This is a genomic window from Halocynthiibacter styelae (assembly GCF_016123485.1).
GTDB lineage: Bacteria > Pseudomonadota > Alphaproteobacteria > Rhodobacterales > Rhodobacteraceae > Halocynthiibacter > Halocynthiibacter styelae.
In genome coordinates this window covers 36,144-57,075 of sequence record NZ_JADCKQ010000007.1, presented here as the reverse complement: position 1 = coordinate 57,075, position 20,932 = coordinate 36,144, and the positions used below count along the sequence as shown (strand labels likewise).

General features: G+C 53.7%; 27 protein-coding genes and 1 tRNA gene. 17 read left to right on the top strand and 11 right to left on the bottom strand.

The features are described 5' to 3' along the window. Positions 1–8: 8 nt before the first annotated feature. Entirely contained in the window at positions 9–872 is an 864-nt protein-coding gene (locus H1D41_RS10580) for an MBL fold metallo-hydrolase (RefSeq protein WP_228848877.1), read from the top strand. 74 nt (positions 873–946) lie between these two features. Here the strand turns inward: H1D41_RS10580 and H1D41_RS10575 are convergent, their stop codons facing one another. After that, complete coding sequence (locus H1D41_RS10575) at positions 947–1,180, bottom strand: acyl carrier protein (RefSeq protein WP_107498065.1); 234 nt, start codon at positions 1,178–1,180, stop codon at positions 947–949. A 288-nt stretch (positions 1,181–1,468) separates the two neighbouring features. On the opposite strand from H1D41_RS10575, the gene H1D41_RS10570 reads away from it, so the two are divergent. Continuing rightward, positions 1,469–1,729 (top strand): hypothetical protein, encoded by a 261-nt coding sequence (locus H1D41_RS10570; protein ID WP_228848876.1) that lies wholly within the window; start codon positions 1,469–1,471, stop codon positions 1,727–1,729. 38 nt (positions 1,730–1,767) lie between these two features. On the opposite strand, the gene fabG is transcribed toward H1D41_RS10570, so the two are convergent. Beyond that, a complete protein-coding gene (gene fabG, locus H1D41_RS10565) occupies positions 1,768–2,505 on the bottom strand; it encodes a 3-oxoacyl-[acyl-carrier-protein] reductase (RefSeq protein ID WP_107498066.1) in 738 nt (245 codons plus the stop codon). An 83-nt stretch (positions 2,506–2,588) separates the two neighbouring features. Then, positions 2,589–3,521, bottom strand: a complete 933-nt coding sequence (fabD, locus tag H1D41_RS10560; protein WP_228848875.1) for an ACP S-malonyltransferase — start codon at positions 3,519–3,521, stop codon at positions 2,589–2,591. Between the two features lie 155 nt (positions 3,522–3,676). On the opposite strand from fabD, the gene H1D41_RS10555 reads away from it, so the two are divergent. Beyond that, positions 3,677–4,390, top strand: a complete 714-nt coding sequence (locus tag H1D41_RS10555; protein WP_228848874.1) for a hypothetical protein — start codon at positions 3,677–3,679, stop codon at positions 4,388–4,390. Positions 4,391–4,523: 133 nt separating this feature from the next. Then, a complete protein-coding gene (locus H1D41_RS10550; protein WP_228848873.1) occupies positions 4,524–5,723 on the top strand; it encodes a cytochrome b/b6 domain-containing protein in 1,200 nt (399 codons plus the stop codon). A gap of 342 nt (positions 5,724–6,065) precedes the next feature. Here the strand turns inward: H1D41_RS10550 and H1D41_RS10545 are convergent, their stop codons facing one another. Beyond that, on the bottom strand, positions 6,066–6,638 hold the full coding sequence (locus tag H1D41_RS10545) for a YceI family protein (RefSeq protein ID WP_228848872.1): 573 nt from the start codon (positions 6,636–6,638) through the stop codon (positions 6,066–6,068). A 338-nt stretch (positions 6,639–6,976) separates the two neighbouring features. Between H1D41_RS10545 and H1D41_RS10540 the strand changes: the two genes are divergently transcribed. The 9 genes from H1D41_RS10540 (at position 6,977) to H1D41_RS10500 (ending at position 12,894) form a co-directional block, all read left to right on the top strand. Continuing rightward, entirely contained in the window at positions 6,977–7,588 is a 612-nt protein-coding gene (locus tag H1D41_RS10540; RefSeq protein WP_228848871.1) for a DUF4178 domain-containing protein, read from the top strand. Beyond that, positions 7,585–8,883, top strand: a complete 1,299-nt coding sequence (locus tag H1D41_RS10535) for a DUF4178 domain-containing protein (protein WP_228848870.1) — start codon at positions 7,585–7,587, stop codon at positions 8,881–8,883. Before H1D41_RS10540 ends, H1D41_RS10535 begins: the two co-directional genes overlap by 4 nt. Next, the gene (locus tag H1D41_RS10530; protein WP_198645478.1) at positions 8,884–9,042 is read left to right on the top strand and encodes a hypothetical protein; all 159 of its coding nucleotides are present in this window, start codon (positions 8,884–8,886) and stop codon (positions 9,040–9,042) included. A gap of 15 nt (positions 9,043–9,057) precedes the next feature. Next, a complete protein-coding gene (locus H1D41_RS10525; protein ID WP_107498073.1) occupies positions 9,058–9,282 on the top strand; it encodes a DUF350 domain-containing protein in 225 nt (74 codons plus the stop codon). Continuing rightward, positions 9,279–10,817, top strand: coding sequence for a polyamine aminopropyltransferase (locus H1D41_RS10520; protein ID WP_228848869.1), 1,539 nt, complete (start codon positions 9,279–9,281; stop codon positions 10,815–10,817). Before H1D41_RS10525 ends, H1D41_RS10520 begins: the two co-directional genes overlap by 4 nt. A 242-nt stretch (positions 10,818–11,059) precedes the next feature. After that, positions 11,060–11,413: a 30S ribosomal protein S6 gene (gene rpsF / locus H1D41_RS10515; protein WP_107498076.1), complete on the top strand. Its 354-nt coding sequence runs from the start codon at positions 11,060–11,062 to the stop codon at positions 11,411–11,413. Positions 11,414–11,439: 26 nt separating this feature from the next. Further along, entirely contained in the window at positions 11,440–11,667 is a 228-nt protein-coding gene (gene rpsR / locus H1D41_RS10510) for a 30S ribosomal protein S18 (RefSeq protein ID WP_039018159.1), read from the top strand. Positions 11,668–11,678: 11 nt separating this feature from the next. Continuing rightward, positions 11,679–12,296 carry a 50S ribosomal protein L9 gene (gene rplI, locus H1D41_RS10505; protein WP_107498077.1) on the top strand — a complete coding sequence of 206 codons (618 nt, stop codon included), beginning with the start codon at positions 11,679–11,681 and terminating at the stop codon, positions 12,294–12,296. Between the two features lie 139 nt (positions 12,297–12,435). Continuing rightward, complete coding sequence (locus H1D41_RS10500; protein ID WP_228848868.1) at positions 12,436–12,894, top strand: YybH family protein; 459 nt, start codon at positions 12,436–12,438, stop codon at positions 12,892–12,894. Here H1D41_RS10500 and H1D41_RS10495 read toward each other — a convergent pair. Genes H1D41_RS10495 through H1D41_RS10485 form a run of 3 tightly spaced genes read right to left on the bottom strand, consistent with a single transcriptional unit; the run spans position 12,885 to position 14,607 of the window. Next, positions 12,885–13,868 (bottom strand): hypothetical protein, encoded by a 984-nt coding sequence (locus tag H1D41_RS10495; protein WP_228848867.1) that lies wholly within the window; start codon positions 13,866–13,868, stop codon positions 12,885–12,887. The genes H1D41_RS10500 and H1D41_RS10495 overlap by 10 nt on opposite strands. 2 nt (positions 13,869–13,870) lie before the next feature. Next, positions 13,871–14,083, bottom strand: coding sequence for a helix-turn-helix domain-containing protein (locus H1D41_RS10490; RefSeq protein ID WP_228848866.1), 213 nt, complete (start codon positions 14,081–14,083; stop codon positions 13,871–13,873). A gap of 11 nt (positions 14,084–14,094) precedes the next feature. Next, positions 14,095–14,607 carry a hypothetical protein gene (locus tag H1D41_RS10485; RefSeq protein ID WP_228848865.1) on the bottom strand — a complete coding sequence of 171 codons (513 nt, stop codon included), beginning with the start codon at positions 14,605–14,607 and terminating at the stop codon, positions 14,095–14,097. A 196-nt stretch (positions 14,608–14,803) separates the two neighbouring features. On the opposite strand from H1D41_RS10485, the gene H1D41_RS10480 reads away from it, so the two are divergent. Beyond that, the gene (locus H1D41_RS10480; protein ID WP_228848864.1) at positions 14,804–15,172 is read left to right on the top strand and encodes a glycine zipper family protein; all 369 of its coding nucleotides are present in this window, start codon (positions 14,804–14,806) and stop codon (positions 15,170–15,172) included. An 81-nt stretch (positions 15,173–15,253) separates the two neighbouring features. Here H1D41_RS10480 and H1D41_RS10475 read toward each other — a convergent pair whose 3' ends face one another. Further along, positions 15,254–15,754: a hypothetical protein gene (locus tag H1D41_RS10475; RefSeq protein WP_228848863.1), complete on the bottom strand. Its 501-nt coding sequence runs from the start codon at positions 15,752–15,754 to the stop codon at positions 15,254–15,256. A 214-nt stretch (positions 15,755–15,968) separates the two neighbouring features. Here H1D41_RS10475 and tig point away from each other — a divergent pair, with 214 nt between their 5' ends. Then, positions 15,969–17,294 carry a trigger factor gene (tig, locus tag H1D41_RS10470; RefSeq protein WP_228848862.1) on the top strand — a complete coding sequence of 442 codons (1,326 nt, stop codon included), beginning with the start codon at positions 15,969–15,971 and terminating at the stop codon, positions 17,292–17,294. Between the two features lie 103 nt (positions 17,295–17,397). On the opposite strand, the gene H1D41_RS10465 is transcribed toward tig, so the two are convergent. Both H1D41_RS10465 and H1D41_RS10460 read right to left on the bottom strand, forming a co-directional pair. After that, a complete protein-coding gene (locus H1D41_RS10465; RefSeq protein ID WP_228848861.1) occupies positions 17,398–17,847 on the bottom strand; it encodes a YHS domain-containing (seleno)protein in 450 nt (149 codons plus the stop codon). A 138-nt stretch (positions 17,848–17,985) separates the two neighbouring features. Then, positions 17,986–18,070: transfer RNA gene (locus H1D41_RS10460), tRNA-Leu, on the bottom strand. 234 nt (positions 18,071–18,304) lie between these two features. Between H1D41_RS10460 and H1D41_RS10455 the strand changes: the two genes are divergently transcribed. Beyond that, positions 18,305–18,814: a Hint domain-containing protein gene (locus tag H1D41_RS10455; protein ID WP_228848860.1), complete on the top strand. Its 510-nt coding sequence runs from the start codon at positions 18,305–18,307 to the stop codon at positions 18,812–18,814. On the opposite strand, the gene H1D41_RS10450 is transcribed toward H1D41_RS10455, so the two are convergent. Beyond that, complete coding sequence (locus H1D41_RS10450) at positions 18,791–20,392, bottom strand: NAD(P)H-hydrate dehydratase (protein ID WP_228848859.1); 1,602 nt, start codon at positions 20,390–20,392, stop codon at positions 18,791–18,793. The two genes, H1D41_RS10455 and H1D41_RS10450, sit on opposite strands and share 24 nt — an antisense overlap. Positions 20,393–20,568: 176 nt before the next feature. On the opposite strand from H1D41_RS10450, the gene H1D41_RS10445 reads away from it, so the two are divergent. Next, positions 20,569–20,907, top strand: a complete 339-nt coding sequence (locus tag H1D41_RS10445; protein ID WP_107498086.1) for a P-II family nitrogen regulator — start codon at positions 20,569–20,571, stop codon at positions 20,905–20,907. The last annotated feature ends 25 nt before the right edge of the window (positions 20,908–20,932 follow it).

Here is a 20,932-nt window from a genome sequence, read left to right as displayed (position 1 = left end):
GAAACAGAATGAGATTCGCTGCCACCCTGACCGCCACCCTGGCCCTGGCCACACCGGCATTTGCACAGGACACAGCCCCACTCACAGAAATCGGAGAGGGCACATATCACTTCTGGTCCATGGGCTATTCCAGCCTTGTGGTCGTAGGGGAAGATGGCGTTCTGGTCACAGATACGGCCTTCACCCCACGTGCTGAGGCGATGAAAGCCGCCATCGCTGAGATCACCGATCTGCCTGTCACTTATGTCGCCCTTAGCCATGAACATTTCGACCATGTCGGCGGCAGCGAGGTGTTCGCCGGCGCACAGGTTGTGGCGCAGGAGAAGGTTGAAGATTTCACCTCTCTTTCGCCGCTCATGCCTTTCCCGGAAATTGATCAGACCTTTGACGATGCTCTGACAATTGACCTGGGTGGGATCTCGGTTGATCTGAAACACATCGCAGTTGGTGATGGCGTAGCGACGACCGTGGCCCACATCCCCGCAAACGGCACTGTGTTTTCCGTTGATATGTATGAACCCGAATCTTTCACTGTGTCCGAGTTCAAAGAAGACACCAATTTCATCGGCGTACGCGAAATTCTGAATGAAATGGTCAGCTGGGATCCCGTTTATGCGATCAACGGTCATTCCCCGGGAAACTCTGTAGACGCGCTGAAGGAAAACGCGGAACTGATGGACAAACTCTATAGCACCGTCCTGCCCCGCTTTGAAGAGGCCTTCGCCAGCGGTGATCCATCCGCGCCATGGCAACTGCTGTTTTCAATCTCGGGCGAGATTGAAATGCCGGAATACGCCAGCTGGGAAGCCTATGACATCGCCTTCCCCGCCTATGTCCGTCGCATGGCCCTGTCGATCATGCACGGTGGTTGAGGTTCATATTCCGTACAAACAAAAACGGCGCCCGCAACAGGCGCCGTTTTCGTATTCTTTAAAGCGATTAAAGCTTAAGAAGCTTCAGTGATGAATTTCACTGCGTCGCCGAAAGTCTGGATGGTTTCAGCAGCGTCATCCGGGATCTCAATGCCGAACTCTTCTTCGAAAGCCATAACCAGCTCAACGGTGTCCAGGCTGTCTGCGCCCAGGTCGTCGATGAAGGATGCGTTTTCAGCTACTTTGTCCGCGTCTACACCCAGGTGCTCAACAACGATCTTTTTTACACGATCTGCAACGTCGCTCATGTTTCTTCCTCGTTTATTACAGGGGTATTCCCCGTTTCTCTCTGTTTGGCCCGGCTCACCAACTGGGTCCGGCTGTGGGTGACGTAAGGACACCCTCTCTACAGCTTTCCCGACACGGTTCATCCGCGTCCCGGTAAAATGCTGCGTGGCCTATAGCACATCATGCGCATAAGGCAAACGCTTTCGAACGCACATGTCCAACTTGGTGCGACAAATCAAACATTGCAAGTCTCAGATTACTCACCTTAGGGTAGCACTATTTCACTTAAACACTCCATGAGGTTTTTTATGAAGCGCGTCTATTCGCTTACTATTATGATTTCAGCGACACTCCTGACCGGATGTGTCGCAACCACCAGCCCACCAGTGATCTCGGATTTTAACGGTGACAGTGTCAAGCTTGTTACCCCCATGATGGCCGAGAATTTAAGAAAGGCTAATGAGATTTGCGGCACCCGTAACCGTAGCGCACAGTACGCTTCAACAACCACAATCGAAAGCGATATTGCATTCGGCGAAAAGGCAGAACATCTATATCTCTGCATTTAAGTATATTGCCTCCGGCTACTGGAGCCGGAGGCAATAAATCACAACATGGCCATACCGCCGTTCACATGCAAGGTTGAACCTGTGACATAGGCGGCTTCCGGGCTTGCCAGGTAAAGAACCGCTGCCGCGATCTCTTCCGGGCTGCCCATGCGTGCGGCCGGGATCTGCACGTTGATTTTGTCTTTCTGCTCGTCGGTCAGCTTGTCAGTCATCGCTGTCGCGATAAAGCCTGGTGCAACGGCGTTCGCGGTGATTCCCCGGCTGGCAACTTCATAAGCGATGGATTTGGTCATACCAACCATGCCCGCCTTGGAGGCCGCATAGTTCACCTGGCCCGGGTTGCCCGTCGCGCCAACGATAGAGCTGATGTTGATAATACGGCCCCAGCGGGACTTCATCATCGGGCGCATCACACCGCGGCACAGGCGCATGGTGGAGGTCAGGTTCACATCCAGAACAGACTGCCATTCGTCATCAGACATACGCATGAACAGCTGATCGCGCGTGATACCTGCGTTGTTGACCAGAATATCAACAGATCCCATAGCGGCCGCAGCAGCTTTTGGCAGTGCGTCTACAGCTTCGGCGTCAGAAAGGTTACACGGCAGTACATGGGCGCGCTCGCCCAGTTCCGCAGCCAGCGCCTCAAGTGGCTCAACCCGGGTACCGGAAAGGCCCACAGTCGCGCCTGCCCCGTGCAGAGCTTTCGCAATTGAGCCGCCAATGCCGCCGGACGCTCCGGTGATCAATGCACATTTACCTGTCAGATCAAACATCTGAAATTCCTCTTTCAGTTATGTGGTCACCGTTTTCTTTCAAAGAAAACGGTCCGGAAGCTTTGAAAGCTTCCGTTTACGTTTCACTCTGCAGCAACGGCCGCTTTTACGTCGTCCGGTGCGCCAATCGCTTTACAGGCGATGGAACGTTCAATCCGGCGGATCATGCCGGACAGGGCTTTGCCTGCACCGATTTCCCAGATTTCCGTCACGCCCTCAGCCGCCATAAAGGCCACGCTTTCACGCCAGCGCACAGAACCGGTCACCTGCTCCACCAGAAGATTGCGGATGGTTGCCGGATCAGAAATCGCACTTGCCCGCACATTTGCCACCAGAGGCACAGCAGGACGGTTGATTTCCACATGAGACAGAGCCTCAGCCATGACTTCAGCCGCAGGCTGCATCAATGCACAATGGAATGGCGCAGACACAGGCAACAATACGGCACGTTTCGCCCCTTTGCCCTTGGCGATCTCAATCGCACGCTCCACCGCTTCCTTATGACCCGACACAACAACCTGGCCCGGATCATTGTCATTGGCCGCCTGACAGACCTGATCATGAGACGCCTCAGACGCCACCTCAGACGCAGTTTCAAAATCGAGACCCAGAAGCGCGGCCATCGCACCAACACCAACAGGCACAGCCTTTTGCATCGCTTCGCCACGGGTGCGCAACAGACGCGCTGTATCCGCAACGGAAATCGCACCGGCAGCCGCAAGTGCCGAATATTCACCAAGGGAATGACCTGCCACAAAGGAAGCATCCGCGATTTTCACGCCTTCCGCCTCCAGTGCACGCATCGCCGCCAGAGACGTCGCCATCAACGCAGGTTGCGCATTTTGCGTCAATGTCAACGTGTCCGCATCGCCTTCCCAGATCAGGTCCGACAGTTTTTCGCCCAGCGCCTCGTCGACCTCATCAAAAATCGCTTTAGCCGCCGGATAAGCTTCTGCCAGAGCTTTCCCCATACCAATGGTCTGAGCCCCCTGCCCCGGAAATACAAATGCGCGCATATCTCGCCCCTCGTTTTGTTTACTTAACGTTGGGATACCCTGCCCGGGGAAATGTCGCAATGGTTTAACGATCCGGATCGGGAAAGACACAGCCGCCTTGACACAGCGCCCCCGGATGGCAAGATCCGCATTCAACGGTGTAAAAGGTCGTAAATATGTCGGAATGGTTTTCTCAGGTTGTCTCTGGCCTGGCGCTTATACTCACAAATCCTATCCTTCTGTTTCTTGTAATTCTGCTGATCGGGGGAAAATGGTTTATTCTTAACCGTGTGACAAAACGCACTCAGCGCAAATTTCAGGAAAGGTCCACATCCGGATGGGGCACACCCGCACAGCGATCTCTTCGCACACATGACACCGGAGTTGGCACGCTTGATATCAAAGTCATGAAACCGTCACGTCGCACATTGCCGGGCGCCTTTGTTGGGCTGCTGTTTTTCGGAGGTTGCGCCTATCTGGCCTGGACCAGCATGATACCTGAAGCACAGGTACAATCAGCCAGGCCGGACAAACTCTACAAAGCATGGTTTGTATTTGTCATCTCTGGCCTGTTCGCGCTCGGCACGCCATACATAGCATGGTTCAGCTTCCACAGAATTGAAGTAACCCGTCAGGATCTGGTGCTACGTCGCCCGCTGTGTCGCCGCAAAATATTCCTGCTCAGCACCTTGCAAAGCGTCACCCCGATCGGCCCGAACGGCAGCAATGGTGTAAAACTATATTTCTCAGATGGCCGGTCGCTGCGCCTGCTGGCATCCTTTGATGGGTACGGTGAAGTTCTGAATTCACTCACACACCTACACCCCGACCTGATGGTATATAAGTTCCTCGGCAATAGGGCGCGGAACGCGATGAAGAAAAGAGAGTAACAAGCGGCTTTTCGCCTCTTTTCCCCGGGCTTCGCGCATATGTGCACATTCATCGCGCGCCGGCGCAAATAGCCATACTTGCCGTAAACTCCTATTCAGGCCATGCTGAAATACAGCCCGTCAGGAGTATCTTATGTCGCTGAAGAACACCCAAACCCGCTATGGCTCTGTCGCCCGCTTTTTTCACTGGAGCATTGCGCTGTCCATCCTCACCCTGATCCCGCTGGGGATTATTGCGGATGATATGGCTTTTGACACGTCCGAACTTCTGGCGCGCAAAGCCTTCCTGTTCCAGATCCATAAAACCTTTGGCGTGCTGGTGTTCTTTCTGGCCCTCGCCCGGATCACCTGGGCCATCACCCAGCCAAAACCCGCAAACCTGCACCCGGAACGTAAGTTGGAAAGCTTTATGGCCGAACTTGTGCACTGGTTGCTTTATGGCTCACTTGTGCTGGTTCCCCTGACGGGCTGGATCCACCACGCAGCGACCACAGGCTTTGCCCCCATCCTCTGGCCCTTTGGCCAGGATCTGCCTTTTGTGGCCAAATCAGAAAGCACCGCTGAACTTTTTTCGATCCTGCATAAAACCTTTGAACGTGTCCTTGTCGTTTCCCTGTTCCTGCACATCGCAGGCGCCGTCAAACATCACGTAATTGATAAAGACGTTACCCTGACGCGCATGCTGGGGCGCGCCGAAGGCGGCCATCCGCATAAAGCAAAACACAATCTTGCCGCGCCTTTTGCAGCCCTTGCTGTCTGGGCACTTGCTTTGCCCGCCGGGATGGCGTTTTTTCATGAGCCACAAGCGCATGCCACCGAGGCTGTTCCCGCCGTTGAACTGACAGAAAGCCAGGGCAACTGGGAAGTCACAGGCGGCAACCTTGAAATCAGCGTCACGCAGTTTGGCTCTGCCGTCACTGGCAATTTCGCAGACTGGAATGCTGAGATAAACTTCACAGATGATCGCAGCCTGCCGGTAATGGGCAGCGTTGATGTCGAAATCGCGATTGCATCGCTTACACTGGGGTCAGTGACAGATCAGGCCATGGGGGCCGATTTCTTTGACGCTGCACAGTTCCCGGTGGCCCGCTTTACCGGTGACATTATCCCTGTCCTGGATGGCTATGCCGCAGATGGCACCTTGACCCTGAAAGGGATCGAACAACCGCTGCGCTTTAACTTTGATCTGTCGATCACCGACGAGGGGGCCGAAATGGCGTCTCGTTTTGAACTGATGCGCCTGGATTTTGGGATTGGTGCCTCTATGCAGGACGAAAGTTCCCTGAGTTTTCCGGTTGAGGTCGCAGTGTCCCTGACGGCGACCCAGAACTAAACCCTCAATGTCCGGGTGCCGCAGTGGTGCCCGGACATGACCTGACGATCAACAAAAGCAGCCCCTCTGCTTTCTGTCATTCCCCTACATACAATGCTGGTACTTTCTCCGGACACATCAGGCGCACCGCTCGCGGAATGCCGGCCAGCCCTCTTTTCAGTTCGTCAATCAGAGGCTAACGGTCTGGGACTGGAATAGCCTCACGATGCCCACCGGCCCCGGGGTATCTGATCTTCCCGGCAGCAAACCAAAGCCAGATAAAAACTATCAAAACGGCATCACAACGAAAACAAAAAACCCGCCAGAAAGACTGACGGGTTCTTAAAGGTTATATCAGGTCGGTTATTCGGCCTGACCAGCCTCGATTGAGATCTGGATCGCAACTTCATCGGACACATGTGGTGCGAAGTTGCCCACACCAAAATCGGAACGCAGCACAGTTGCAGTCGCGTCAAAGCCCAGCCATGGTTTCTGCGCCATTGGGTTTGTCGCCGCCTGGTTCAGAACCGCATCCAGAACAACAGATTTGGTCACGCCGTTCAGGGTCAGATCGCCAGTGATGTTTGCGGTGTTGTCACCTGTCACTTCGATACCGGTGGATGCGAAGGATACAATTTCATCCCCCTGGGCGTTGAAGAAGTCTTCAGACATGAAGTGACCAAAACGGCCTTCCCAGCCTGTAAACATGGACGCCAGCGGCATGGACACAGAAACGGAAGACGCTGCCGGGTCCGTTTCGTCAAACATAATTTCGCCTTCAAAACCAGAGAACATGCCCCAGGTGGTAGAGAAACCAAGGTGGTTATAAGAAAAGAGGATCTGGCTGTGCGACGCGTCCAGATCGTATTTAACGGCTTCTGCAGAGGCGGCAGTGGCTGCGGTCAGCATGGTAGCTGCCAGGAGGAGAGATTTCATAACGGTGATCCTTTATAAGTTCGGGGTGAACCTGATGCGATCATGCCATGAGATCAATTCAGTGCAGGTAAACAATTTGTGTTCGCAAATGCGCAGAGCAGGATTTCGCCGCTATTTCACGCCAGACTGGCAATATCGGGCCGGAATGGGCCGGAAAGCAAGCTTTGCACAGGTTCACCTCTTACTTCAGCTGATGTGATCTGCAGGCCGTCCCCAAATTCCGTATAAACAGAACCTTCGTTGAATTAATTCCCCCACATTAATTACATCAATATAGACAGCCGACTGGTCATTGAGCTACGCTGTCTGGATTACGTTTAATGCATTGAGATTGAGACATGCATAGTCTGAACTGCCCAAATTGTGGATCTGCCCTGCATGTGTCTTTCGCTGCCGCGAAAATGACAACCTGCCAGTCCTGTAATACCAGCCTGTTTCTTGAAGGTGAACAGATTGAAAAGGCTGGAAAAAGCGGTGAGATGCATGAGGCACCGCAGTTGTTTCATCTGGGTGAGACCACCTCTGTTGACAATGACAGCTATGCGATCGTCGGGCATGCACGGTTCGATTACGGGCCCGGGTTCTGGGATGAATACTGGGCATTGGACCACAATGGCAGAGGTCAATGGATTTCAGTTGATGAAGGGATCGTGATTTTACAGAAACCAGTCGCACCCGAAGCCGTTCCGAAATTCCACAAGACACCTGGTCTCGGTCACGAATTTCAGGCATTTGGTGATAGCTACCGGGTAACTGAGGTGAACCGGGGTACCTGTGTTGCGGTGCGTGGAAGCTTTCCCAGGCCGATGGTTGTCGGGGAAGTTTTTGAATACGTGAACTGCCTGGGCACGCATGACGAACAATTATCTGGCGAGTTCTCCGCAAGCGGCACAGAATGGTTTCGCGGTATCTGGTGTGATCCCTTTGACGTAAAGGTAGTATCCCCGTGACGCGCAGCAATGAGATCAAAACAATAAACTGTACCTCTTGCGGTGCCGGGTTGGATATTTTTGGCGGGGGCCGTGTAGAGGTTCATGCCTGCGGTTATTGTGGATCAGTTCTTGATGCGCAGAAAAATTATCAGGTCATTAAAAAATATACGCATCTGACCCGTCCCGCCAGCCCGTTTTCTATCGGCATGTCTGGTATTGTTCAGGGCGTTGAATTCACGATTATCGGCACTTTGGGATATGAAGAAAACTGGGGACGCAAATTCTGGACCTGGACCGAACACCAACTGTTTTCCCCCACCCATGGTTACGCATATCTGACGGTGGAACAGGGACATCTGACCTTTACGCGCAAATATCGCAAGTCCACCCGTCCCAATTGGGTCAGCAGCTGGACGGTTGAAGCCGCCGAAAATCGCCCTGTGGCATTTAGCAATGATGACCGATACCAATATTACGACACCTCCACATCAAAGCTGACTTTTGTTGAGGGTGAATTTAACTGGCGTCCCGAAATTGACCGCACTGCAACCAGCGTGAACATGATGTCAAATGACGCCATGCTGTCCTTTAGTGAAACAGCGACGGAACGTGAGGTGCATCGCACGGTGTATTTGCCGTTTCAGGAAACCTGTGCAAGCTTCGGCCTGAAGGACCCACAGCCCCCGACGGATACCCACCGGCTGATGCCATATAAACAGGGATTGAATGAAGTTTTCCTGAGATCCGCAAGCTTGAACTTTGCTGCTATAACTTTGGTTTTATTGGTTATACTACTGCTTCAGTCCAAAGGCACCGAGATTGCCCGCGAACAGTTCTCAGCCAGAAAATTACCTGCAGAGTTCACTTTTGAAATTGACCGTCCCGACCGCCTGGCACGCATTGATCTGTCGGCAGATGTGAATAACAGCTGGGCCTATTTTGACCTTTCGCTAAGTGATGCAAATGATGAGCCGGTGTTTGAAGCAGGCCGAACAGTTGAAGTCTACTCTGGCCGCGATTCTGATGGTGCCTGGACCGAAGGCAGCAATCAGACATCCATCATTTTCATGCCCGAAACGGCAGGTACTTATACACTTGAAGTCGGGTCCAGTGAAAGCGACGGCAGAGGTAGCCCGAACGGGCTCGCCTTTGGTCGTGTCACAGTGCGTATCAGCGAAGGCATCGCAACCCTGCGCTGGATGCTGGGCTTAACGCTTGTTTTCGCGGGTATCGCAGCTTACCAGATCGCACGCCCCCTGCTGCATTCGCGCAGGCGTTGGTGGGGCAGTGACTGGACCAATGAGGACGATTGAATGAACACAATGCGCATCATCTTCATCACAATCAGCCTGTCTGCGATCGGTGGTTTTTACTACCTGTCATATATGGGGGTCATGGGGGAAAGCCGTGACCTGGACCGCTCGGTGCGTTTGGGCGGGCCTTCGGGCGTGTCAAACGGACGGGTCAAATAAACAAGAGGTACTAAAATGGACTTATTCTCAGCGATTTCCCTGGCAGAAGTTGTGTCGACCATCGTCTTTTCCCTCATCGGCATCGTCATCCTTTTGCTGTGTTGGTGGGTGATCAAAACGTTCTCGCCCTTCCCAATCGTTAAGGAAATCGAAAAGGATCAGAACGTTGCCCTGGCAATTCTGATCGCATCGGTGTTCTTATCCCTGTCCCTGATCATCTCGGCAGTCATTCTTTCATGACTTCAAAACAAGCTGTGGATCTGCGGCCTGTCTGGCTGTTGCTCGCGACTTTTCTGGTCGCGGTCTCAAGCCTGATTTACGAACTTATCGCAGCAACGCTTTCCAGCTATCTGCTGGGGGATTCAATCCGTCAATTCAGCTTTGTCATCGGGGTATTTCTGTCCGCGATGGGGTTGGGCGTGTGGCTGTCGCGCATGGTAAATGCAGCCCTTTTGGGCTTTGTCTGGGTGCAAATTTTCATTGGCCTGATCGGCGGCGCTTTGGCACCGGCCCTGTTTTTCGCCTATGCCTATCTTGGGGATATCGCAGTTCTTCTTTACGGAATGCTTGGTTTAATCGGGCTGCTTTCCGGTATGGAAATTCCATTGATTGCCCGCGTTCTGAAAGACATTGGTGCGCCGTCATTCCGGTTTGAAAACGTCCTAAGCGTGGACTACGTCGGGGCTTTGGTTGCTTCGCTGGCCTTTCCGGTTTTCGTCATTCCGCATTTCAGCCTGACCTCTGCCAGCATCATTTTTGGCTGCCTCAATCTGGCCGTGGCCGGGGGATCAATCTGGGTCTTTCGTGACAGATTGCCAAAAACAATCTGGGCCGGATGGGCTGCGGCTTTCATCCTTTCACTGGTCGCACTGGTCAATGCGGAGCGCATGGTGTCAGTCGTGGATGCCGCGATGTTTGAAGATGACATTATTATCAACGAAACAACGCCCTACCAGAATATCGTTGTGACACGGTTTCGGGATCGAACCCGTCTGTTTCTGAACCATTCAATTCAATTCGATACTTTAGATGAACACAGGTACCACGAATCTTTAGTGCATCCGGTCATGGCAACGACACCGCGCCGCAACAACATCCTGATCCTCGGGGGCGGGGATGGTATGGCCGCACGCGAAGTGCTTAAGTACCCGGATGTTGATACCGTCACATTGGTTGACCTGGATCCGCGTGTCACAGAGCTTTTTCGTGATCACGATAATTTAAGCACGCTAAACGCTCGTGCCCTGAGCGACCCACGCGTCACAATCATCGCTGATGATGCTTGGTTATTTTCTGAGAATACAGTGGACGTTTATGATGTGATTATTATTGACCTGCCAGATCCTAAATCTATCGCATTATCCAAACTCTATTCAATTGAGTTCTACGCAATTTTGATGGAACGCCTGTCCCCACATGGCGCCATGGTAACACAGGCCGGTTCCCCGGTGTTTGCGCGTGATGCATTCTGGTCAATCGTTGAAACTTTTGAAATGACCCGAAACCCAGCAGCACGGACACCGCTTTCCGTCACGCCATATCACAGCTATACCCCCAGCTTTGGCGACTGGGGGTTCATTATTGCGCGCCCCTTCGCATTGCAGGCGCGCGATGTTTCGTTCCCCGAGAACCTGAAGTATATTAGTTCAGAAACATGGCAATCCGCACAGATATTCGCGCCTGATGCCAGTCGTACTGATGTCGAAGCCAATTCTATAAAATCACACCCCCTTGTGACCTACTATCAGGAAGGTTGGGATCACTGGTTTCGGTAGAATTACGAGGTTTGCCTCCCCCTCCTCAGGCAAAATCCGTTTTGGGCCTGTTCTGTTGAAAAGTTGCCATCGAGCACGTATCACAGATATCGCTCCAAGCCCCTTGCCCCACGCCCAATTCCCCCCTATAAGGCGCCGTCCGGATGCAAAGTATATGAACCGCGCAGTCTCTCGTGGATGGGTCGTATCCGGTGACAAGACCCACCCTTTGAAATGCGCCTTAAAAAATGAACGGAGCACACATGCCGCTTTATGAGCATGTCTTCATCGCGCGTCAGGATCTGTCCAACACGCAAGCTGAAGGTCTTATCGAACATTTTGGCACAGTCCTTGCGGACAACGAAGGTAAACTCGTTGATTCCGAGTACTGGGGTGTCAAAACCATGGCTTACAAAATCAACAAAAACCGCAAAGGCCACTATGCCTATCTGCGTTCCGATGCACCAGCAACTGCTGTGCAGGAAATGGAACGTCTGATGCGTCTGCATGATGATGTGATGCGTGTTCTGACCATCAAGGTTGATGAGCACAAAGAACTGCCATCCGTACAGATGCAGAAACGCGAAGAACGTGGCGAACGCCGCGAACGTCGCTGAGCTGGTTTAAGAAAGGATTGTAAATCATGGCTTCTAAACCATTTTTCCGCCGCCGCAAAGTTTGCCCGTTCTCCGGCGACAATGCACCTGCGATCGATTACAAAGACACACGTCTTCTGCAGCGCTACATCTCTGAGCGCGGCAAAATCGTTCCTTCCCGTATCACCGCAGTTTCCGCAAAGAAACAGCGTGAGCTGGCCCGCGCTATCAAACGCGCACGCTTCCTCGCCCTGCTTCCTTACGCTGTGAAGTGAGGATCTGACCGATGCAAGTTATCCTTCTTGAACGTGTCGCAAAACTCGGCCAGATGGGCGAAATTGTCGACGTAAAAGCCGGTTACGCCCGTAACTTCCTGCTGCCTCAGAAAAAAGCAATGACCGCTTCCAAAGCGAACATCGCAGTTTTTGAAACGCAGAAAGCACAGCTGGAAGCACGTAACCTCGAAACCAAGCAAGAATCTGAATCACTGGCTGAAAAGCTGAATGGTCAGCAGTTCATCGTGATTCGCTCTGCGTCTGACGCTGGTTCTCTCTATGGTTCCGTAACCCCACGTGATGCTGCAGAAGCAGCAACCGCGGCTGGTTTCTCTGTTGATCGCAAGCAGATTGCTCTGCAGGCACCGATCAAAGAGCTGGGTCTGCACACTCTGACCGTGCGTCTGCACGCAGAAGTCGAAGCTGAAATCGAACTGAACGTTGCACGTTCAGAAGAAGAAGCAGAACTGCAGGCTTCCGGTAAATCCATCCAGGAACTGGCTGCTGAAGCAGAAGCTGAAGCAGAATTCGAAATTGCTGAACTGTTCGACGATATCGGCTCTGCCGCATCTGACGACGATGACGACAGCGGTCTCGTGTCCACACCTGAAGGCGACGACGAAGCTTAAGCTTCTCTGACCTGACAAAATAGAAAGCCCGCACATTTTGTGCGGGCTTTTTCTTTGCCCGCAGCCCTCTCCTGACAGAAGGCTGTCAGGATACCCTCGTTATAGCTGTCCTTCTGAAACGTCAGAAAGGACACAGGCCATGACATCGTTCATCAAACCCACCGCACTCTCGCTTGCGATAGCTACCGCATTTTTCAGCACATCCCTGAACGCCGATCCACGGGAAGACGCCCTGGGTGTTATTCACGATATGGCCTCTGCCATGGGGAACGGCCAGGTGGCCCGGGTGGTCAACAGTTATACGCAAGACGGGCTTCTGGTTCTGAACAAAACAGATTTCCGCGGACCCGAAATGCTGACGGCTGCCTACACAGAATTTGCCGCCATCAGCCCGGACATCCGCTTTGAGTATGAGGATCTGCACATCACCGGCGACATCGCCCTGCACATCGCCCCCTGGTCCATGACAGGCACCGCGCCGGATGGCACGGCTGTGATCGATAGTGGATTGTCCGTGGTCGTTCTTCAGAAGCAAACCGATGGTGAATGGCAGATCCTGATGGACCTGCCCCATGCAGAGGCATCTGATCAGGAATAAACTGACAGCAGTCTGGCCAATGCAGGCTGCGATTGCCCATAACTGACGATTGTAACATCAAGCCCGGCGTCATTTACCCTGCGCAAAGCATAGTCAATGGCGTCGGTGATCCATTCTGTCCGATTTCCAAATGCACCGCCGCCCAGAAGCGTCAGAAACAATTTGTCAGACGTTCCTTCGCTTGCGTTCTGCGCCGCGATCCGCAGGGTCGCCTCATAAGCCGCTTCCAGAACAAGCCGGGCGAAAGGCTCCCAGTCCCATTCCGGCAGATTACTATATGCCACCGGCAAAGCACTGGCATATACCTGTGAGACAAGTGATCCACCGCCCGCAACCGTCACTTCGGTATTCTGCTGCAGGCCGATGCGCAGCAAACTCCGGATTTCATCACGCCCGGCCTCATTCATTCTCAGGATCCGGCCGCGCAGTTGGGCCAGGGCTTTTTCTCCCGGAAGAACATATCCGTTTTGCATCCGCCAGATCGCGCCGCTCTCATTCCCAAGCGCCCGCCCCATGTCAGCCAGAGAATCAATCTGCTTTCGGCACTGCCCCAGATCACCGGAAAGCGTTGTGAAATAATTGCGCCAGATCGTTCCTGCACCGCAGGCAATCGCGCAGGCTGGTCCCTGGGTCCGATCATATTCATACCCGGTTATTCCATCCGCCGGAGAAACGGACGGCCCGATCATCTCAAGCAGGTTGAACTGCGAAGCCACCTGAAACACCGCACCGGCATTTTCAGGGTCCACATGCAATGCGGTCACATCAGCAACCATTTCGCACAGCTTATTCTTTCCTCTGGACGGAGGTGGTGATTGACGCAATTCATTCAGAGATGGCACTGTCAACTGGCCAGCCTGCATCCGTCGCCCGGTCGTCTGGCTGACCAGAGTGTGGCCTTCAACGTCAAACGCAGCGCGCACCGCCCCTTCATCGCCCTCGGAAACACCCGCCAGATCCTCAAACCAGGACATGGTCACTCTTCCTCCGGCACATATTCCAGAATGTCGCCGGGCTGACAGTCAAGGTGCTTGCAGATGGCCTCCAGCGTGTTGAAACGCACGCCTTTTACCTTGCCACTTTTCAGCAGGCTCAGGTTGGTTTCTGACAGGCCGATGGCGGCGGCCAGTTCGCGTGAAGACGTTTTGCGCTTCACCAGCATAAGGTCAAGATTAATGGCAATTGGCATCCGTCCCCCCCTTACAGAAACTGGCTGTTTTCTTCTTCAATCTCCGCTGCACGCCGCAAGGCAGAGGCAGTGACCAGCAATGGCAGCGCCAAAACAAGATAGATCGCTTCTAACTCAAATGGGAAGTAATCGACAGACGGCCGAATGTCAGCCGGAATATGCGCAATCAGCGCATAAGACACGGGCCCAAGCAGAATTTGAATAAATCCCCAAAAAGCGATGATGGAAAAGGCGCACACGCGCAATTGATACGCCAGTTTCAGAAAATCATCCTGCACAGCGCGCTGCATGATGCGGTGAATGGCCCAGAAGGCCCGTGCCAGACACACAATCGTACAGGTCATCACCAGCAGGCCAATCCCCCCGACAATCAGACTGGGAGCGGGAAGATCTTCGTCCAGGTCCACAAGATCAAACAAAGCGGAAAAATCATCCGCCACAAAAACAAGAAACGCTGTCAAAACCAGCAGTGTTACAAGCAATGCCAATACAATGATCATAACCACACGCGCAAAAAGAGCCATGTCTTCCCTTTCAATATCCTGGCAACAAATCGCATGTCCGCCACATTTGGTCAAGCAGGCGAATTTTCGCAAAACATCTTATAATTTATGTTTTACGTAAATTTTTCACTTGAAGTCGAAAAACACCACCTCTATATCGCCCTCATCATTCAAACGGGACGACCCGGATTAACAGACGTAAGATGAAGGACAGACCATGATACGAGCCATTATTCTCACCGGACTTATTCTCACAGCCGCCGCCTGCGGTCAGAGCGAGGTGGACCGCCCTCTGACTCTCGATGGTGCAAAGGGCCCGGGCTATGAAATGGACTTGGGACAATGTCGTGCGCTTGCGGCCAACTATCGTGACGAAGATCTGCGCCGTGGTGCGATTGGCGGTGCAGTTGTCGGCGGCATTATTGGTGCGGCAGATGACAGTTCCAACGATGCGGGCGACGCCCTGGTTGGCGCCGCGATTGGCGGGCTCGTTGGTGCGGCGGAAGCCAGTGCTGAGCTTGATGAGTTGCGCCGCGATGTTGTCATCCGCTGTATGATGGGCCGTGGTCACCCTGTGATCGGCTGATATCCCTATACCACGACGGAAAGCCCCGCACAGATCACTCTGGCGGGGCTTTCTTTTATTGAAAATTTGTGTTGACCTGGATCAATACCGTCCAATCGGCACACGGCGCAGACGTTCCAGCGTATTGCCGCCGGCATCCACCGCATGAAGATCTACCGTATAGCGGTTCCCCCGCCCCCCGGAACAGGGTGGCATATAACCATCGGAAGCATATTCGCCAGTTCCCCGTGCCTTTTTAATCACCTGAACGCCGCGCGGCAGGTTGCGATCGGTCAGCCCTGGCACTGCAGGCAAATCTGCGCTGTCACCGGACACAGCATAGCCAATCGTCCCATGCCCGCCATTGCGGGACAGCGGCTGATAGCTGCGGTCATTATACTCCGCCACAATCATCGCCGTGCCCGCAGGCATCCCGGTAATCCGCATGGGAGGTGTGGATCCATTGCCGCCAAACAGCGTGCATTGCTGCCCGTCTGGCACACGATTGCCATCCCACCCGCCGGTCAGAACAACCTGCATTTCTGCCTGCGCCAGTCCGGCAGAAAGCGTAAGTGCAGCCGTAAAACTTAAGAACTTCTTCATATCAAAATCTCCTTTTACGGGAGGATTGCAAATTGAATACACGCAATCAAGCCCCCAGCAGCAGCCCGGGAACACTCTCCGTTGCACGTGACAGCCATTGGGGCAGAATTCACCCTTGCGCGTAGCCCCCCTGCGCCCTAAAAGGTGCCCTGAATTACGTGCCTCGCGCCGTTCTGCGGCTATGGGGTTTTTCCAACGAATAAGGACGACTGACATGCAGGTCACCGAGACCCTGAACGAAGGCCTGAAACGCGCCTATACCATCACACTTTCCGCTGCTGAGCTGGAGGCAAAAGTCAACGAAAAGCTGGTTGAAGCCCAGCCAGAAGTTGAAATGAAGGGATTCCGCAAAGGTAAAGTTCCTATGGCTCTGCTGAAAAAGCAGTTCGGCCAGCGCGTGATCGGCGAAGCCATGCAGGAATCCATCGATGGTGCGATGAACAAGCACTTTGAAGAATCCGGTGACCGCCCTGCCCTGCAGCCAGACGTCAAAATGACCAACGAAGACTGGAAAGAAGGCGACGACGTTGAAGTTGCTATGTCTTACGAAGCTCTGCCAACCATTCCTGAAGTCGACCTGAAAGGTGTTGCACTTGAGAAGCTGGTTGTAAAAGCAGACGACGCTGCTGTGACCGAAGCTCTGGAAGGTCTGGCTGAGAACGCACAGAACTTTGAAGCAAAAGACGGCGCATCTGAGGATGGCGATCAGGTTGTGATCGACTTCGTAGGTTCCGTGGACGGCGAAGAGTTCGAAGGCGGCGCTGGCGAAGATTACCCACTGGTACTCGGCTCCAACTCTTTCATCCCTGGCTTTGAAGAGCAGCTGGTTGGCAAGAAATCCGGCGAAGCTGTCGACGTAAACGTATCCTTCCCTGAAGAATACGGCGCGGAACACCTGGCAGGCAAAGAAGCCCTGTTCAAATGTACCGTCAAAGAAGTCAAAGCGGCTGCCAAAGCTGAGATCAACGATGATCTGGCAAAACAGTTTGGCGCTGAAGATCTCGACGCGATGAAAGCACAGATCACTGAACGTCTGGAAGCTGAATACGCCGGTGCTGCACGGGCAGTTCAGAAGCGCGCTCTGCTGGACGCACTGGACGGCAAAGTAGATTTCGACCTGCCACCAAGCCTGGTTGAAGCTGAAGCCAAGCAAATCGCACACCAGCTGTGGCACGACGAAAACCCTGACGTTCAGGGCCACGACCACCCTGAAATCGAAACCACTGACGAGCACACCAAGCTGGCCAACCGCCGCGTGCGTCTGGGTCTGCTGCTGGCAGAGCTGGGTCAGAAGGCTGAAGTTGAAGTCACCGACGCTGAGATCACTCAGGCGATCATGAACCAGGCACGTCAGTACCCGGGTCAGGAACGTCAGTTCTTTGAATTCGTTCAGCAGAACCCACAGATGCAACAGCAACTGCGCGCACCAATCTTTGAAGACAAAGTTGTAGACTATGTTTTCGAACTGGCTGACGTGACCGAAAAAGAGGTTTCCAAAGCTGACCTCGAAAAAGCAATCGAAGCACTGGACGAAGAATAATCTTCCCCCTGCTGAAGTTACAAAAGGCCGCTCTTATGAGCGGCCTTTTTTGTTTCCGATGTGAAAGGGCCGCCCGGATGATCTGCGAGGCAGAATCTCTTGATCAGCCCAGAACACCCGGCCAGTTCGCATCCGCCGCACGGATACGCCCTGGAATGTCGCGACTCCAGATATCGCGCACACGCAGGCTATAGTTCAGATAAAGCCGCCCACTGTGGATCGTCCAGGCATCCGGATCTGTCTTTGCCGTATAGCCCTCTGACACCGCATAGGAACAATAGCCACCATATTGCGGCGCATGGGATTCCGGGCTTACCTGAAACAGGCGCAGGTTTTCAGCGCTGGCAAACAGCCAGGTCGCGCCATTCCAGGTCAGGCTGTGTTCTTCCCTGCCCCGCACAGGGGCGGATTGCGTAAAATAAGCCACCGGATCATATCCGTTAATCGCCGCGCCACCCTGCGTGAACACCTCTGGTTCAGCACCGAAGGCAGGCCCTACAGTACCAACAAGCGGCACAGCGACGGAAGCAAACAGAAGTTCTCTGCGTTTCATAATCTGATCCTCCTTTGCCATTCAGGTTATCCCGCATCCGGCGAAAATAAACCCCAATGACAGCAATGTGAAATCAGGTGAGCGCAAATCGGGCTGCTCTGCGATAGCGTGAAAGATGAATTATTTGCTGAATTCAAGTGGTGCGGGTGGAGGGACTTGAACCCCCACGCCTCGCGGCGCCAGAACCTAAATCTGGTGCGTCTACCAATTTCGCCACACCCGCATCCATCGGATCGTAATCCGGATCTGTCATTTAGCAAACCTCCGGCCCGGTTGCGAGAGAAAAATGACACATTTTGTGGAAAGTTAATGCAAGCGACCAGTAAGGCGAATTAACTGTGTGTAAATTCCCCCATAAGGAGTAAATATCACTTAACCTTGAATTATAGCCCCATTTCTGACACATTCCACGCCATACTATGCCACATAGGTAAATAGTGAATATGGATGGCGCATAATGAACAGCTCTGACCTGCCAAAGAGCTATGGCGATGCCTCAACACTCCAGGACAGGCATCTGCTTGATAGCACTGGTATCTTTGCGGGTACCTCTGTGATGACCCTTGATGGTCTGTTGTCTGTTGAATATCTCAGCCCCGGTGACAGGGTTGTAACGCGATCAGGGGCCGTGATTCTGCGGGAAATTCTTTCAGGCCGTGTCTGCACAGAAACTTACGCTATTCGGTCTGATGTGCTCGGCCTATTCGATTCCGAAAAAGAAATGGCACTGCCTGCGGATCAGAAAATACTGATCCGGGATCAGCTGGCGAAGCAGTTGACCGGGAAAAACTATGCCCTTATCCCGGCATCGCAGCTTGCGCCGCTGAATGGCGTAACCCGACGCGACGCGATGCCGTTACAGATGTATTCTCTGATATTTGAGAATGATGAGATCTGTTATGCTGGCGGGCTTGAGCTCTTATGTCCGGCGAACCCGAAACGATCAAACAGCATTGCCCTGATCTGATCCGGACAGGCTCTGAAGTACCGCAGGCAGCTGCTCCGGCAGATCCTCTGCGATGAGGCCCGGCCCGAAGTGCCGCGCGCATTCCACATGCAGCCAGGCGGCACCTTCTGCGGCGTGAACCGGTGAAAACCCACGCGCCAGAAGCCCGGTTATGAACCCGGCCAGCACATCGCCAGATCCGGCCGTTGCAAGCCATGGTACAGTGCGATCGTAAACCGCAGCGTTGACAGAGGCCACGCCAGTCTGATCCGAAATCACCGTATCCGGCCCTTTGAACAGAACCGTACACCCCGCCCGTTTCGCCGCTTCCCGTGTCGCATCAATTTTGGAATAGGCCGGGCCTTTTGTCGCCGGTGCATCCAGTTTCGCGGCAATATCCGGGAAGAGCCGCGCAAATTCGCCACCATGGGGTGTCAGAACGCAATCGGGATGCAGTTTTTCAAACAAATCCTTGTCCCGGGCGATCAGCGTCAGCGCATCGGCGTCCAGCACACAATTCCGCCCGCTCTCAAGCGCCACACGGATCAGATTTGCCTCCCGTTCGCCAAGCCCCAGAGCCGGGCCCAAGCATAGCGCATTGATCCGCTTGTCTTCCAGCACGTCTGACAAAGCATCCGCATCCGCAATGCGTTTCAGCATCACAGCCGTCACCTGCGCGGCAACCTCCTGCTGCGCCGTAGGCGGCACCCCAAGCGTCACAAGCCCCGCCCCAATCCGCAAAGCCCCCCGCGCCGCCATCCGCGCGGCACCCGTCTGTGCAGGGCCGCCGGAAAGGATCAAGGCATGGCCGTGTGTGAATTTGTGGGCCGACGGTATTTTCGACAACCTTTGTCCTTGAAGCTTTCCGATCAAATAGGGAAACACTTCAGCAGTTGTAGCCCCGATTGCTTCGTAACAGAATTCAAGACCAATCGATTTCACAACCACCTGTCCGCATAACGCTGCCCCTGCCCCCAGAAGATGACCATGTTTGTGACTATGGAAAGTGACCGTGACGTGCCCAGCCGAGACACCAGATAAGTTCTGTGGCCACTCCATCAGAACGGCGCCCGTATCACTGTTGATGAAACATGGAAGATCGACAGCTACCCGTCGACAGTTAAGCGTCGCAAGAAGTACATTTCGAATATCATCAGGTACTTCACGCGTCAGGCCGGTTCCAAACAAAGCCTCAATGACCAGCGGATGCCGCCCCCACCTGTCAGAAGTACATTTTTCCCAGGGCAGAACCTCCCCGATCTCACACCATTTCTCATAATTCACCCGCGCATCCGGTGGCAGCTTGTCGGCATCACCATAAAGAAACACCTCAACCACCCAGCCGCGCTGATGCAAAAGCCGCGCAACAACGAAACCATCTCCGCCATTGTTCCCCGGCCCGCATAGAACCACCGCCCGCAAGCGGGGCTTCTGTTCATTTTCACCATCAGGTTTTGAAAACGCGGGCCATTCCTCATAAATCGCTTCAACCACGCCCGCGCCAGCACGTTCCATCAGCTCAAGACCAGTGACCGCCCCGCTATCGATCGCGGCTTGTTCAATTGCCCGCATCTGCGCGGCGGTCAGCAGTTCATTCATGACGCAAATCCCCTACTTGCACAAAAAACAGGCACATCGCCCAGAATTAATGCAGCACTTATTGCAATATGCAGCAACCCTGCCGGATTGGCTTTGATCCCTGTCATAGCCGATAGACGCAGCCCGGGGAACATGCTCTGAAAGACCCAACGAAACCAGCCACAGGAATCGCCGCCATGAAGAAGATCGAAGCTATCATCAAACCCTTCAAACTGGATGAAGTGAAAGAAGCGCTTCAGGATGTCGGCGTGCAGGGTCTTTCCGTGGTTGAGGTCAAAGGGTTCGGTCGCCAGAAAGGCCACACCGAACTGTATCGCGGCGCTGAATATGTGGTGGATTTCCTGCCCAAGGTGAAGGTCGAAGTCGTACTGCCCGATGATCTGGTAGATGACGCGATTGACGCCATCATTGAGGCCGCGAAGACCGATAAGATCGGTGACGGTAAGATCTTTGTTTCCCCGGTGGAACAGGCGATCCGCATCCGTACCGGTGAAAGAGATGACGAGGCGCTGTAAGCGCCCCCGACTAAATGAACTGAAA